13 protein-coding genes are annotated in these 13,666 nt (G+C 69.1%); 10 read left to right on the top strand and 3 right to left on the bottom strand.

The window, feature by feature from the left end; all coding sequences use genetic code 11:
- Window positions 1-27: 27 nt before the first annotated feature.
- From lipA to BUF17_RS21345, 3 genes are all read left to right on the top strand, one after another.
- Complete coding sequence (lipA, locus tag BUF17_RS21335; RefSeq protein WP_073632681.1) at window positions 28-981, top strand: lipoyl synthase; 954 nt, start codon at window positions 28-30, stop codon at window positions 979-981.
- Between the two features lie 14 nt (window positions 982-995).
- Complete coding sequence (locus BUF17_RS21340; RefSeq protein ID WP_073632599.1) at window positions 996-1,451, top strand: type II toxin-antitoxin system RatA family toxin; 456 nt, start codon at window positions 996-998, stop codon at window positions 1,449-1,451.
- Window positions 1,452-1,605: 154 nt separating this feature from the next.
- Window positions 1,606-2,499 carry a LysR family transcriptional regulator gene (locus tag BUF17_RS21345; protein ID WP_073632601.1) on the top strand — a complete coding sequence of 298 codons (894 nt, stop codon included), beginning with the start codon at window positions 1,606-1,608 and terminating at the stop codon, window positions 2,497-2,499.
- Between the two features lie 16 nt (window positions 2,500-2,515).
- On the opposite strand, the gene BUF17_RS21350 is transcribed toward BUF17_RS21345, so the two are convergent.
- Window positions 2,516-3,322, bottom strand: coding sequence for an SDR family NAD(P)-dependent oxidoreductase (locus BUF17_RS21350; protein WP_073632603.1), 807 nt, complete (start codon window positions 3,320-3,322; stop codon window positions 2,516-2,518).
- 321 nt (window positions 3,323-3,643) lie between these two features.
- Here BUF17_RS21350 and BUF17_RS21355 point away from each other — a divergent pair, with 321 nt between their 5' ends.
- From BUF17_RS21355 to BUF17_RS21380, 6 genes are all read left to right on the top strand, one after another.
- Window positions 3,644-4,126 carry a MarR family winged helix-turn-helix transcriptional regulator gene (locus BUF17_RS21355; protein WP_073632605.1) on the top strand — a complete coding sequence of 161 codons (483 nt, stop codon included), beginning with the start codon at window positions 3,644-3,646 and terminating at the stop codon, window positions 4,124-4,126.
- Between the two features lie 324 nt (window positions 4,127-4,450).
- Entirely contained in the window at window positions 4,451-4,969 is a 519-nt protein-coding gene (locus BUF17_RS21360; RefSeq protein ID WP_073632683.1) for a formate dehydrogenase subunit gamma, read from the top strand.
- Entirely contained in the window at window positions 4,966-6,552 is a 1,587-nt protein-coding gene (locus tag BUF17_RS21365; RefSeq protein WP_073632607.1) for a formate dehydrogenase beta subunit, read from the top strand. The genes BUF17_RS21360 and BUF17_RS21365 overlap by 4 nt, the downstream gene beginning before the upstream one ends.
- Before the next feature lie 11 nt (window positions 6,553-6,563).
- Window positions 6,564-9,443 (top strand): formate dehydrogenase subunit alpha, encoded by a 2,880-nt coding sequence (gene fdhF / locus BUF17_RS21370; protein ID WP_073632609.1) that lies wholly within the window; start codon window positions 6,564-6,566, stop codon window positions 9,441-9,443.
- Between the two features lie 73 nt (window positions 9,444-9,516).
- Complete coding sequence (fdhD, locus tag BUF17_RS21375; RefSeq protein WP_084565077.1) at window positions 9,517-10,452, top strand: formate dehydrogenase accessory sulfurtransferase FdhD; 936 nt, start codon at window positions 9,517-9,519, stop codon at window positions 10,450-10,452.
- Window positions 10,442-10,723, top strand: coding sequence for a formate dehydrogenase subunit delta (locus tag BUF17_RS21380; protein ID WP_210215485.1), 282 nt, complete (start codon window positions 10,442-10,444; stop codon window positions 10,721-10,723). Before fdhD ends, BUF17_RS21380 begins: the two co-directional genes overlap by 11 nt.
- Before the next feature lie 221 nt (window positions 10,724-10,944).
- Here BUF17_RS21380 and BUF17_RS21385 read toward each other — a convergent pair whose 3' ends face one another.
- Entirely contained in the window at window positions 10,945-11,370 is a 426-nt protein-coding gene (locus BUF17_RS21385) for a transcriptional regulator, SarA/Rot family (protein ID WP_073632687.1), read from the bottom strand.
- A gap of 601 nt (window positions 11,371-11,971) precedes the next feature.
- Between BUF17_RS21385 and BUF17_RS21390 the strand changes: the two genes are divergently transcribed.
- A complete protein-coding gene (locus BUF17_RS21390) occupies window positions 11,972-12,394 on the top strand; it encodes an organic hydroperoxide resistance protein (protein ID WP_073632613.1) in 423 nt (140 codons plus the stop codon).
- A gap of 251 nt (window positions 12,395-12,645) precedes the next feature.
- On the opposite strand, the gene BUF17_RS21395 is transcribed toward BUF17_RS21390, so the two are convergent.
- Complete coding sequence (locus BUF17_RS21395; RefSeq protein WP_073632615.1) at window positions 12,646-13,665, bottom strand: quinone oxidoreductase family protein; 1,020 nt, start codon at window positions 13,663-13,665, stop codon at window positions 12,646-12,648.
- Window position 13,666 lies beyond the last annotated feature (1 nt).

A 13,666-nucleotide genomic window follows, 5' to 3' on the forward strand; every position in this document is an offset into this window, starting at 1 on the left:
CCTGCAACCCTTGGAATGAAGCCGTTCATGGTCACGGTTCTCGACACCACCAAAGCCCGTCCCCGTCATCCGGAGAAGGCCGGCCGGCCCGATACGCCGATGCTGCGCAAGCCGGAATGGATCCGCGTGCGCGCGCCGGGCTCGCCGGTCTATCGCGAGACCCAGGACATCGTGAAGAAGAACGGCCTCGTCACCGTGTGCGAGGAGGCCGGCTGCCCCAATATCGGCGAGTGCTGGTCCAAGAAGCACGCCACCTTCATGATCATGGGCGACACCTGCACCCGCGCCTGCGCGTTCTGCAACGTGCGCACGGGAATGCCCGGTCCGCTGGACCGCGACGAGCCGCAGAAGGTGGCCGAGGCGGTCGCGAAGCTGGGCCTCACCCATGTCGTCATCACCTCGGTCGACCGTGACGATCTCGCCGACGGCGGTGCACGCCATTTCGCCGAGGTGATCGAGGCGATCCGCCACGCTGCGCCGAAGACCACCATCGAGATCCTGACGCCGGACTTCCTCCGCAAGGACGGCGCCTTGGAGGTGGTCGTCGCTGCACGGCCGGACGTGTTCAACCACAACCTCGAAACCGTGCCGTCGAAATATCTGAAGGTGCGGCCGGGGGCGCGCTACTTTCACTCCATCCGCCTGCTGCAGCGGGTGAAGGAACTCGATCCGACCATCTTCACCAAGTCCGGCATCATGGTCGGCCTCGGGGAGGAGCGCAACGAGGTGCTCCAGCTGATGGACGACCTGCGCTCGGGCGACGTCGACTTCATCACCATCGGCCAGTACCTGCAGCCGACGCGCAAACATCACGAAGTCATGCGCTTCGTTACGCCCGACGAGTTCAAGGGCTACGAGACGGTGGCCTACGCCAAGGGCTTCCTGATGGTTTCGTCGAGCCCGCTGACCCGATCCTCGCACCATGCCGGCGAGGACTTCGAGCGGCTGAAGGCGGCGCGCCTCGCCCGCCTCGGCAACTGACCGGCGGATTTCGGATGCCTTCTTTCCAGACGTCGCGGCGCGTGCGCCATTCGGCCGCCTCGATGTTCGATCTCGTGGCGGACGTGGAGAAATATCCGCGCTTCGTGCCGCTGTGCCAGGGCCTCGCCGTGCGCGGCCGCCGCGCGCTGGCCGACGGTCGCGAGGTGCTCGTCGCCGACATGACGGTCGCCTACAAGATGTTCCGCGAGACCTTCACCTCGCAGGTCGTACTCGACCGCGCGAAGGGGGAAATCCAGGTCTCCTATCTCGACGGGCCGTTCCGGTCGCTTGAGAACAAGTGGACCTTCCGGGAGACGGGCGAGGAGACCTGCGAGGTCGGCTTCTTCATCTCCTACGAGTTCAAGAGCCGCGCGCTCGGCGCGCTGATGGGCGCGGTGTTCGAGCAGGCGTTCCGCCGCTTCGCCGAGGCGTTCGAGAGCCGGGCGGACGAGGTCTACGGCGCGGCCTGAGCCGAACCGGACGTACCGGCCGGACGGACGGGACAAACTAACGCGCGCGGGGCGTTCCGCTGGCTGACGCGCGGAGACGGGGCGGTGCCGGCCGGCCTTACGGCCGGCTACCCCGGAGAAAACGGGGCGCTTCCGGCGCCGGGAGGGCGGCCGCGTGATCGACAAGCTCGATTTCCTGATCGCGCTCGCCCGCGAGAAGCATTTCGGCCGCGCGGCGGAAGCCTGCGGCGTCACCCAGCCTACGCTTTCCGCTGGTATCCGCGCGCTGGAGGAACAACTCGGCGCCGTGCTCGTCAACCGCGGCAGCCGCTTCATCGGCTTCACACCGGAAGGCGAGCGGGTGCTCGAATGGGCGCGGCGCATCGTTGGTGACGCGCGCGCCATGCGCCAGGAGGTCAACGCGCTGCGCCACGGCCTTGCCGGGCACCTGCGCATCGCGGCGGTGCCGACCGCCCTCGGCCTGATGACCGCGCTGACCACGCCCTACCGCACCCGGCATCCCCACGTCCGCATCTCCGTGCAGTCGCGTCCATCCGCCGACATTCTCGATCTTCTGGAGAATCTGGAGATCGATGCCGGGCTGACCTATGTCGACAACGAGCCGGTCGGCCGCGCCCGCACCATCCCGCTCTATCGCGAGCGTTATCGCTTCCTCACCGCGGCGAGGAACGGGCCGATGGCCGAGCGGGAGAGCGTGTCGTGGGCGGATTTCGCGGACGTGCCGCTGTGCCTGCTGACGCCCGACATGCAGAACCGGCGCATCGTCGACCGGCTGCTGCGCGGCGCCGGGCTGAAGTCTGATCCGCAACTTGAGTCGAATTCCATCGTCGTCCTCATCAGTCACGTCCGCACCAGCCACTGGTGCACCATCCTGCCGGAGAGGCTGGCGGAGACCGTGGGCCTAGAGGGCGAGATCCGGGCGATCCCGATCCTCGGCGCACCGGTCACGCCGACAATCGGCCTCGTGGTGCCGCATCGCGAGCCGATGGCGCCGCTGACCGCCGCGCTGGTGAACGAAGCGCGGCGGCTTGCCGACGAAGAGGACTGAGCGGCGTTCGACGCCGTCAGGCCGTGCCGACGCCGTAGCGCGCCGCCGGCTTGTTCTTCGACAGATCGTGGCCGATGGCCGCGCGGGCGCCGCCGATCGCATCCCACTTGGCCGGGTCGGGCAGGGAGGGAATGGTGACGGTCTCGCCCTGGTCGAGCCCGGCGAGCGCAGCGTCCACCATATCGCCGACCTCCATCACCATCGACGGATCGAGCCCGTTGATGTCGACGCCCGCGCGCTCGAAAATCTCGGTGCGCGTCAATCCCGGCAGCACGGCCTGGAAGCGCAGGCGGCTGTCCGGCGTCTGCGCAGCGAGCGACTGGGTGAGGGCGAGCACGAATGCCTTGCTGGCGGCATAGGTGGCGTGGACCCGTTCCGGGATGAGGGCGACCACGGAGGCGATATTGACGATGGTGCCGCCGCCGCGCGCCTGGAAGGCGTTCGCCGCCGCCACCGTCAGGGTGTTCACGGCCGTGACGTTGAGGCTGACCATCTTATCGAGATAGTCCGGCGGCGAACTCAAGGCCGGGCCGTCCGGACCGATGCCGGCATTGTTCACGATCAGCGAAATCGATGTATCGGCGACGATGCGGTCCACGACGGTTCGCACGCCGGCCTCGCTGCCCAGATCGGCCGGAAGGATCGCGACTTTGACGCCGGTCTCGGCGGCGAGGCGTTCCGCCAGCGTCTCCAGCCGCGCCTTGTCGCGGGCGACCAGAACGAGGTCGTGCCCGCGCCGCGCGAGCCGCTCCGCGTAGGTGGCACCGATGCCGGACGAGGCGCCGGTGACGAGGGCCGTTCCGGCCTTGATGGGGTTGGTCATCGTGGTCTCCTGATCTGGCTCCGTTCCGGGAGCAGTCGGTCGCGTCGCCGCATGGCTTCGCAATGGAAAATATCGGTATATGCCACTATATGGATGCAACTGGGATGACGACAAGGGGCCGAAGGTCATATGCCGAACGGCGGCCCGCGACGCGGTCAGTGCGAACGAGCGCCTCGTGCCGACGTCAGGGTGCGGAGGGTGTTCTTTCCGGACGCGCCGCCCCCGTCACGGGGCCGTCCGAACATGACGCGCCGGACCGGCGGCCTACATAGGAAGGCGCGGGCCGACGGATGAGCCGGCCCCCGACGCACCGAGGATGAGATGAACGAGACCGAGATCGACAGCCTGAACACCTGGAACTTCTGCTCCAACGCCGCGGTGAAGCGGGCATCGCGCCGGCTTGGCCGCCTCTATGACGATGTCCTCGAACCGTCCGGCCTGCGCACCACCCAATTCACGCTGCTGACGCAGATCGCCTACCACATGGCGCCGACATTGAAGGCGCTGGCGACGATGATGGTCATGGACCAGTCGGCGCTCGGCCATACGCTGCGGCCGCTGCTGCGCGACGGGCTGGTGGAGCTGGTGCCGGACGAGAAGGACCGCCGGGCGAAGCGTGTTCGGCTGACCGAGGCCGGCAAGGCACGGCAGGTGGAGGCGCTGGCCCTCTGGCAGGACGCCCAGGACCGCTTCGATGCGGTGTTCGGCAAGGAGGAGGCGGAGGCCTTGCGCGCGACGCTGGACCATCTCTCCTCGGACGGCTTCGCCCGCGCGTTCGCCGTGGCTGGTTCGGCCGCGCGATGACCGCGAAGCCCTGCTGGCGGCAATGCCGCCGACTTGCGATCCATCGCCAGGCTTGCCGAACGAAAAACGCCGACATCCATGCGCGCCACCCGGTTTCCGATAGAAATGTTCTATCGCAACACGGCGCGCTCGCCTTGATGGCGCTGCAAGCGGAGGCTTTAATTGGAAAGGATCGAAACAGCGATCCGTGAGCAATGTCCGTTCGGATCGAGCGATCAGACGGCAGGTATGCTCCAGTAAGTAGCGCCGCGCACGCTTCTGGAAGCGCGGCCGGAGGGAACTGGCGCCGCCATGAGCACCGCTATCGAAACCGTGGCGAGGGACATGCGGGGCCGCGACGCACCCGCCGGCACCGCTGCGGCCCCGCGTGAGGCCGGCTTCGATGTCGCCCGTGCGGCCGAGATCATCGAAGGACTGAAGGCCGTTCCTGGCGCGACCCTGCCGATCCTGCACGCACTGCAGGAGGCGTTCGGCTACGTTCCCGCCGGCACCGTGCGCATGATCGCCGAGGCGCTGAACCTGTCGCGTGCCGAGGTCCACGGCGTCGTGACGTTCTATCACGACTTCCGCGCCGAGCCCGCCGGCCGGCATGTGCTGAAGCTCTGCCGGGCCGAAGCCTGTCAGTCGGTCGGCTGCGATGCCCTGCACGCCGATGTGCTCGCCCGTCATGGGCTCGACTGGGGTGGAACCACGCCGGATGGCTCTCTGACGATCGAACCCATCTATTGTCTCGGGCTCTGCGCCACGGCCCCGGCCGCGATGCTGGACGGCCGGCTGATCGGGCGCGCCACCGCCGCCGGGCTCGACCGGGCCGTCGCCGCCGTTCGGAGCGACGTACCATGAGCGCCGCCGGTGATGTCGTCCGCGTGTTCGTGCCCCTCGATTCCGCGGCCGTCGCCGTCGGCGCTGACGAGGTGGCCGCCGCGCTCGCGACGGCGGCGGCGCGCCTCGGCCGGTCGGTCGAGATCGTCCGCAACGGTTCGCGCGGCCTGTTCTGGCTGGAACCGCTGGTGGAGGTCGAGACCCCGGCCGGCCGCGTCGCCTACGGACCGGTTGCGCAGGGGGACGTCGAGGCGCTTGCGGCCGACGGACTGTTCGACGGACTGGCGCCGGCCGGCGCGCTCGCCGGCCTGTTCCACGGACCGACCGCGGACATCGCCTGGCTGAAGAGCCAGCAGCGGCTGACCTTCGCGCGCTGCGGCATCATCGATCCCGTCTCGCTCGCGGACTACGAGGCGAACGGCGGTCTCGCGGGCCTGAGGCATGCGCTCGAGATCGGCCCGGCTGCCGTGGTGCAGGCGGTGACGGAGTCCGGCCTACGCGGGCGCGGCGGTGCGGGCTTCCCGACCGGCGTGAAGTGGAAGACGGTGGCCGACGCCGCGGGCGAGCGGAAATATATCGTCTGCAATGCCGACGAGGGCGATTCCGGCACCTTCGCCGACCGGATGCTGATGGAAGGCGACCCGATCGCGCTGATCGAGGGCATGGCGATCGCCGGCTTCGCGGTCGGCGCGACGCAGGGCTACATCTATTGCCGTTCGGAATATCCCGTCGCCATCGCCATGACCAACCGGGCGATCGAGATCGCGCGGACGGCCGGGCTGATCGGTGCGGCGCTGATGGGCCGCGGCCCGGCCTTCGACATCGAGGTGCGCGTCGGTGCGGGCGCCTATGTCTGCGGCGAGGAGACCGCGCTGCTCGAAAGCCTTGAGGGCCGGCGCGGCACCGTGCGGCCGAAGCCGCCGCTGCCGGCGCACAAGGGGCTGTTCGGCTGCCCGACGGTCATCAACAACCTGATCTCGCTCGCCACCGTGCCGGTGATCCTGGCGCGGGGAGCGGCGTTCTATCGCGATTTCGGCATGGGGCGCTCGCGCGGCACCATGCCGGTGCAACTCGCCGGCAACGTGCGTCACGGCGGGCTCTACGAGACGGCGTTCGGCATCACCCTCGGCGCGCTCGTCGACGAGATCGGCGGCGGCACCGCGACCGGCCGCCCGGTGAAGGCGGTGCAGGTCGGCGGGCCGCTCGGCGCCTATTTCCCGCCGGCCCTGTTCGATACGCCGTTCGACTACGAGGCCTTCGCCGCTCGCGACGGGCTGATCGGGCACGGCGGCGTGGTGGTGTTCGACGACCGCGTCGACATGGCTGCGCAGGCTCGGTTCGCCTTCGAGTTCTGCGCCCACGAGAGCTGCGGCAAGTGCACGCCCTGCCGCATCGGCTCCACCCGCGGCGTCGAGGTGATCGACCGCATCGTCGCCGATATCGACCGCGCGGAGAACCTGATGCTGGTCGAGGATCTCTGCCACACCATGAAGTTCGGCTCGCTGTGCGCGCTGGGTGGCTTCACGCCCTATCCGGTGATGAGCGCCGTGCGCCACTTCCCCGATGATTTCGACCGCCCGGCGCTGCCGGCGGCCGCGGAATGAGGAGGCCCGCCATGGACACCTTCCACGAACGCGGCTTCGAAGCCGGCCCGGGGGGCGCCATCGAGGAACCCGATTACGGCACGCCTGCCTCCGGCGCGACCGCGACGGTGACGCTCACCATCGACGGCTTTCCGGTCACCGTTCCCGAAGGCACCTCGATCATGCGGGCGGCGCGGGAAGCCGGTATAGGCGTGCCGAAGCTGTGTGCGACGGACACGCTCAATGCGTTCGGCTCCTGCCGGCTCTGTCTCGTCGAGATCGAGGGCCGCAACGGCACGCCGGCCTCCTGTACCACGCCGGTGGCGCCGGGCATCTCGGTCAGGACCCAGACCGAGCGGCTGAAGCGGCTGCGCAAGGGGGTGATGGAACTCTACATCTCCGACCATCCGCTCGACTGCCTCACTTGCGGGGCGAATGGCGACTGCGAGCTGCAGGACATGGCCGGCGCGGTCGGCCTGCGCGAGGTGCGCTACGGCGACGACGGCGAAAACCACCTCGGCCAACCGAAGGACGTTTCCAACCCCTATTTCCAGTTCGATCCCTCGAAGTGCATCGTGTGCTCGCGCTGCGTTCGGGCCTGCGAGGAGGTGCAGGGCACCTTCGCTCTCACCATCGAGGGGCGCGGATTCTCATCCCATGTATCGCCGGGCGCGCACGAACTCTTCCTCGATTCCGAGTGCGTCTCCTGTGGCGCCTGCGTGCAGGCCTGCCCGACGGCGACGCTGATCGAGAAGTCGGTGGTCGAGATCGGGCAGCCGGAGCACGCCGTCGTCACCACCTGCGCCTATTGCGGCGTCGGATGTTCCTTCAAGGCGGAAATGCGCGGAACCGAACTGGTGCGCATGGTGCCGTGGAAGGACGGCAAGGCCAACCACGGCCATTCCTGCGTCAAGGGCCGGTTCGCGTGGGGCTACGCCAACCATGGCGACCGAATCCTGAATCCGATGGTGCGCGAGAGGATCACCGATCCCTGGCGCGAGGTTTCATGGGATGAAGCGCTCGCCCGTGTCGCCTCCGAGTTCGCGCGCATCCAGAAGACATATGGCAGGGGTGCCATCGGCGGCATCACCTCGTCGCGCTGCACCAACGAGGAGACCTATCTCGTCCAGAAGCTGATCCGCTCGGTGTTCGGCAACAACAATGTCGATACCTGCGCGCGCGTCTGCCACTCGCCAACCGGCTACGGCCTCAAGACCGCGTTCGGCACCTCCGCCGGCACACAGGATTTCGATTCCGTCGACGAGGCCGACGTGATCGTGGTGATCGGCGCCAACCCGACCGACGGCCACCCTGTATTCGGCGCGCGGATGAAGCGGCGCATCCGGGCCGGCGCGAAGCTGATCGTGATCGACCCGCGGCGCACCGACATCGTCCGCTCGCCCCATGTGGAGGCGGCATTCCACCTGCCGCTGCGGCCCGGCACCAACGTCGCGGTGATGAACGCCATCGCCCACGTCATCGTCACCGAGGGGCTGATCGACGAGCGCTTCGTGCGTGAGCGCTGCGAGCTTTCCGCGTTCGAGGGCTGGGCCGCCTTCGTCGCCGAGCCGCGCAACAGCCCCGAGGCGATCGGTCCGATCGCGGGCCTCGACCCGGAGGCGATCCGTGGCGCCGCCCGGCTCTACGCCACCGGCGGCAACGCGGCGATCTATTACGGGCTCGGCGTCACGGAACACAGCCAGGGCACCACCACGGTGATGGCGATGGCGAACCTCGCCATGGCGACCGGCAATCTCGGCCGGCCGGGCGTCGGCGTGAACCCGCTGCGCGGCCAGAACAATGTGCAGGGCTCGTGCGACATGGGCTCGTTCCCCCACGAGTTCCCGGGCTACCGCCACGTGTCCGACGACGCCACCCGCACGGTGTTCGAGAAGCTCTGGGGCGTCGCCCTCGACGACGAGCCGGGGCTGCGCATCCCCAACATGCTGGATGCGGCCGTCGAAGGCAGCTTCAAAGGCCTCTACGTCCAGGGCGAGGACATCGCCCAGTCCGACCCCGACACCCACCACGTCGTCGCCGGTCTCGAAGCGATGGAATGCGTCGTGGTGCAGGACATCTTCCTGAACGAGACCGCGAACTACGCCCACGTCTTCCTGCCGGGCTCCACCTTCCTCGAGAAGGACGGCACCTTCACCAATGCCGAGCGGCGGATCAACCGCGTGCGGCGGGTGATGCCGTCGCGCTCCGGCATGGCGGACTGGGAGATCACGCTCGCCATCGCCGCCGCCATGGGCCGGCCGATGCCCTATGCCCATCCCTCGGAGATCATGGACGAGATCGCGGCGACGACGCCCTCGTTCGCCGGCGTCTCCTATGCCCGGCTGGAGGCCGAGGGATCGGTGCAGTGGCCGTGCAACGAAGCCGCGCCCCACGGCACGCCGATCATGCACGTCGATGGCTTCGTGCGCGGCCGCGGCCAGTTCATGATCACCGAATATGTGGCGACGGAGGAGCGCTCCACCGGCCGCTTCCCGCTGCTGCTCACCACCGGCCGCATCCTGTCGCAATACAATGTCGGCGCCCAGACGCGCCGCACGGCGAACGTGGTGTGGCATCCGGAAGACGTGCTGGAGATCCATCCCCACGACGCCGAGAACCGCGGCATCCGCGACGGCGACTGGGTCAAGCTCGAAAGCCGCGCCGGCGCGACCACGCTGCGGGCGCGGATCACCGACCGCGTGGCGCCGGGCGTGGTCTACACCACCTTCCACCACCCGGAGACCCAGGCCAACGTCATCACCACCGATTTCTCGGACTGGGCGACCAACTGCCCGGAATACAAGGTGACGGCGGTGCAGGTCGGCGCCTCCAACGGGCCGAGCGAATGGCAGACGGAATATCGCGCCCATTCGCAGGCGAGCCGGCGCATTGGAAACGAAGCGGCGGAATGAGGCTGTAGGATCCGGCCCATCCGCCAGCCTGTAGAGCAACGCGGGCGGCGAGGCGGCTTCGAGGCGAGGTGGCATGGTACGGCATGGCGAGGCGATAGATGGCGCGGGCGCCGACCCGGTTTCCGGGCCGTTGGCAGGCCTGCCAGCGGCGCGGGCGAAGCGCATCCGATGGCCCGCCGGCCACGACGGGTCGGCCCGCATCGTGCCGCAGGAAGTGCCGGTCGCGTTTACCTTCAACGGTTCATCCCACGCGGTGATGATGGCGAGCCCGTCGGATCTGGAGGATTTCGCCGTCGGCTTCGCCCTGTCGGAGGGGCTCGTCGCGGCGCGGGCGGAGATTCTCGACATCGAGATCATCGAGACGGAGATCGGGGTTTCCGGCCGGGGCTTCGAGGCGCGGATGTGGATCGGCGATGAACCGGCCGCGGCGCTTTCCGCCCGACGCCGCCGCATCGCCGGGCCAACCGGCTGCGGGCTCTGCGGCATCGAGAGCCTGGAGGAGGCGGTGCGGCCGGTCGCCTCGGTGGGCGGCACGGTGCTGAAGGTCGCGCCGGAGGATATTGCCGCCGCGGCCGCCGCTCTCGCCCCCGCGCAGCGTCTCGGCGCGCTGACGCGGGCGGTTCATGCCGCCGGCTTCGTGGTGCCCGGGCGCGGGCTCGTGGCGCTGCGCGAGGATGTCGGCCGCCATAACGCGCTCGACAAGCTCGGCGGCGCACTCGCGCGGGCGGGAGAGTCCGGCCGCGCCGGAATAGTGATCGTCACCAGCCGGGTTTCCATCGAGATGGTGCAGAAGACCGCCGCGATCGGCGCGCCGATCCTCGTCGCCGTTTCCGCGCCGACGAGCCTCGCGATCGAGGCGGCGGAAGCGGCGGGGCTGACGCTCGTCGCCGTGGCGCGCGCGGACGGGTTCGAGGTGTTCACCCATTCCCGCCGCATCCACGGCCTCGGCGATGGCGACACGGCGGACGACGGTGCCACACGTGAACGGGAGACGGGCGATGCCGGCTGAGGCGACGGCGGGAGAAGCGGCGGATGCGGCGGCGCACGCCTTCGATCCGGCGGTGAAGTTGACCCGCATGGCGAACCAGATCGCGACCTTCTTCGCCCATCAGGGCGGGGAGGATGCCGAAGCTCGGGAGCAGGCGGTCGCCGCGATCGCCGATCATCTGGTGAAGTTCTGGGATCCTCGGATGCGGCGCCAGATCCGCGCCCACCTCGCGGCCGGCGGAGCGGGGCTCGACCCGCTGGCGCTAGACGCCGTGGCCCGTCTGGCGGACTGAGGCTCGTCCGGGACCCCGCTGCGGCCGCCGCCGAACCCGCAAGCCGGTACACCCCGAAGCCGGGAGATCAGCAAGCCGGGAGATCCGGAAGCCAACTTGGCCAAGCACGCCGCGACGTGAAGCGGCCGATCATCGGTCAGCCGATCATCCTCGCCGGCACAGTGCGGCGGGCAACGGGCTGCGACCGCCGCACCGCCTGCGCGCCGGTCTTTCCGCAGCCGTTATTTCGGCGTGCCGGAGAGCGCGTCGCGCAGGGTGGCGGCATCCTTCTTCAGAACCTCGATCGCCGCCGGCGTGCGGCCGCTCGCCTTCAGGATCGCCTTCGGCAGCGCCTTCGCCTCCTCGCGCAACGCCCGGCCGGCCTCGGTGAGGCGGATGCGCACCTGCCGCTCGTCCTCGGGATCGCGCGTGCGGCGGATCTTGCCGGTCGCCTCCAGCCGCTTGAGCAGCGGCGTCAGCGTGCTCGATTCCAGAAACAGCCGCTCTCCGATCCGCCCGACGGTCTGGTCGTCCTCCTCCCACAGCACAAGCATCACGAGATATTGCGGATAGGTCAGTCCGAGCGCGTCGAGCAGCGGCTTGTAGGTGCGCGTCAGCGCATGGCCCGCGGAATAGATCGCGAAGCAGAGCTGGTTGTCGAGTCGCAGGAGATCGGCGGCGCGGTCTTCGGCTGCTTCCCCGGCACGGGCACCGGGCACCGCGTTGCGCGGGGAGGGGGACTTCACGGACGCGGACTTTCCTGACGCAGCCATTGGTGAAACTCCGGAGCGATGTGTCTTCCGACGGGAGCGCATGCCCACCTGTGCAACGGCAACCGCCATGCCGGTTACCCGCACCGGACAAAGGATCGCCATTTGGCGGGGGTTCCCCGAGGGGCAGGTTCGGTCGGCAGCGGACACAAGCGCCACAGTGGCGATGATATTTATCGCGCGACTGAATCGCCAGCGCCAAGATTGCATGGCTGGCATCGCAGAAAATGATTGCAAACGATTAAATCGTGTGCGATATGAATTCCTGTCGAAGCGGCGGCGGCCAGTGTCCGCCGAAGCGATGGCCTTCGGTCGGGTGATGCATCCGGCGGGAAGGCGCTTGAGCCGGCTTCGATGCTGGCGCGGGCTTGCCGGAGCGGGAATCCGCCGGGGCGGCGCGTGCCTGGGCCGATGAGTTGACGAAATTTCACCGCGAGCGGTCGCCCGTGCCCGGCCTTGCCGGAATGTGGTCGCTCCAGCACACCGACAGGAGGCCACGATGGCCATTCTCTACCGCACCCAGTCCACCGCCACCGGCGGCCGCGACGGCTCCGCGACCAGCGCCGACGGTAAGTTCTCGGTCAAGCTTTCGGTTCCGAAGGAACTCGGTGGCCCCGGCGGCGAGGGCTCCAACCCCGAGCAGCTGTTCGCCTCGGGCTACTCCGCCTGCTTCCTCGGCGCCCTGAAGTTCGTGGCCGGCAAGGAGAAGGTGCAGATTCCTGCGGACGCCACCGTCACCGCTGATGTCGGCATCGGCCCGCGCGACGACGGCACCGGGTTCGGGCTCGATGTGGAACTGACCGTGAAGCTGCCGGGCGTCGACCCGGCCGTCGCCCAGGACCTGGTCTCGAAGGCCCACATCGTGTGCCCCTATTCGGAAGCCACCCGCAAGAACCTCGACGTCCGCCTCAAGATCGCTTGATCCGACGGCGCCGACTGGCAGGACCATTCCAGAACGACCAAGGGCGCCCCTGCGGGCGCCCTTTGCGTTTGCGGGGGGCGATCCGTTGCAGACCTTCCTCGACCCCGGGACGGTCTCCTTCATCGGGTTCAGGTCTGACGAACGGAGCCGCGGAAACCGGTGCCCGATGCCGGCCGCCTCGACGGCCTGTCCCAAGGGGCTCACGGGCTCATCGGCAATCCGACCGGCCGGCAAGCCGCCAGCTCTGCCGTTCACGGGACCAGAACGGTCGGGCCGGCGGTCTGGCGGCGTTCCAGCGCCGCATGGGCGGCAGCGGCGTCGCTGAGCGGCAGCAGGCGGATCTGCCCGTCTGCCGTCGCCGGGTGGACGGAGAGGCGGGCGAACAGGGCGGCGCTGCGGCGGGCCAGTTCCGCCGGATCGGCGATGAAGTCGAACAGCATCGGCCTTGTGGCGGTCAGCGACCCGCGCGCCAGATCGGCGAAACGGAATCCTTCGATCGGCCCCGAGGACTGCCCGAAGCTGACGAAGGTGCCCCGCGTGTGCAGGCAGGCCAGCGAGCCGCGCCACGTATCTGCGCCGACGCTGTCATAGACCGCATCGCATCCACGTCCGCCTGTGATCGCGCCGACGTGGGCGACGAAATCCTCGCTGCGATAGTCGATGACGTGGGCATAGCCGCAGGCCTTCGCAACGGCCACCTTTTGCGGGCCGCCGGCGGTGCCGATGGCGATGGCGCCGAGATCGGCCAACCATGGCCCGAGAAGCTGACCCATGCCGCCAGCGGCCGCATGAACGAGCACGATGTCGCCGGACTTCACGGGGTAGCTGTCGTGCAGCAGGTAGTGGGCGGTCAGGCCCTTGAGCAACGCGGCGGCGGCGGTGGCGGGGTCGAGTGCGTCCGGCAGCTTCACCAGGCGGTCCGCCGGCAGCGCCCGCCGGGTGCGATAGGCTCCCGTCGGGGTGACGGCGGCGACGCGGTCGCCGACGGCGAAACCTGTCACGCCGGGGCCGATCGCCTCCACGACGCCCGCCGCCTCGGCGCCGGGGATGAGCGGCGTCTGCGGCCAGGGATAGAGGCCTGAGCGGAAATAGGTGTCGATGAAGTTGACGCCGATCGCCTCGTGGCGGACCAGCACTTCACCGGGGCCGGCGATGGCGGCCGGCACCTCGATCTCCTCCAGCACGTCCGGCCCGCCCGCTACGCGCGCGACGACGGCGCGATCGCGTGCGCCCGAAATCTGTTCCGTTCTTGGCTTTTCCTGCACGCTCATT

Source organism: Pseudoxanthobacter soli DSM 19599 (genome assembly GCF_900148505.1).
Lineage (GTDB): Bacteria > Pseudomonadota > Alphaproteobacteria > Rhizobiales > Segnochrobactraceae > Pseudoxanthobacter > Pseudoxanthobacter soli.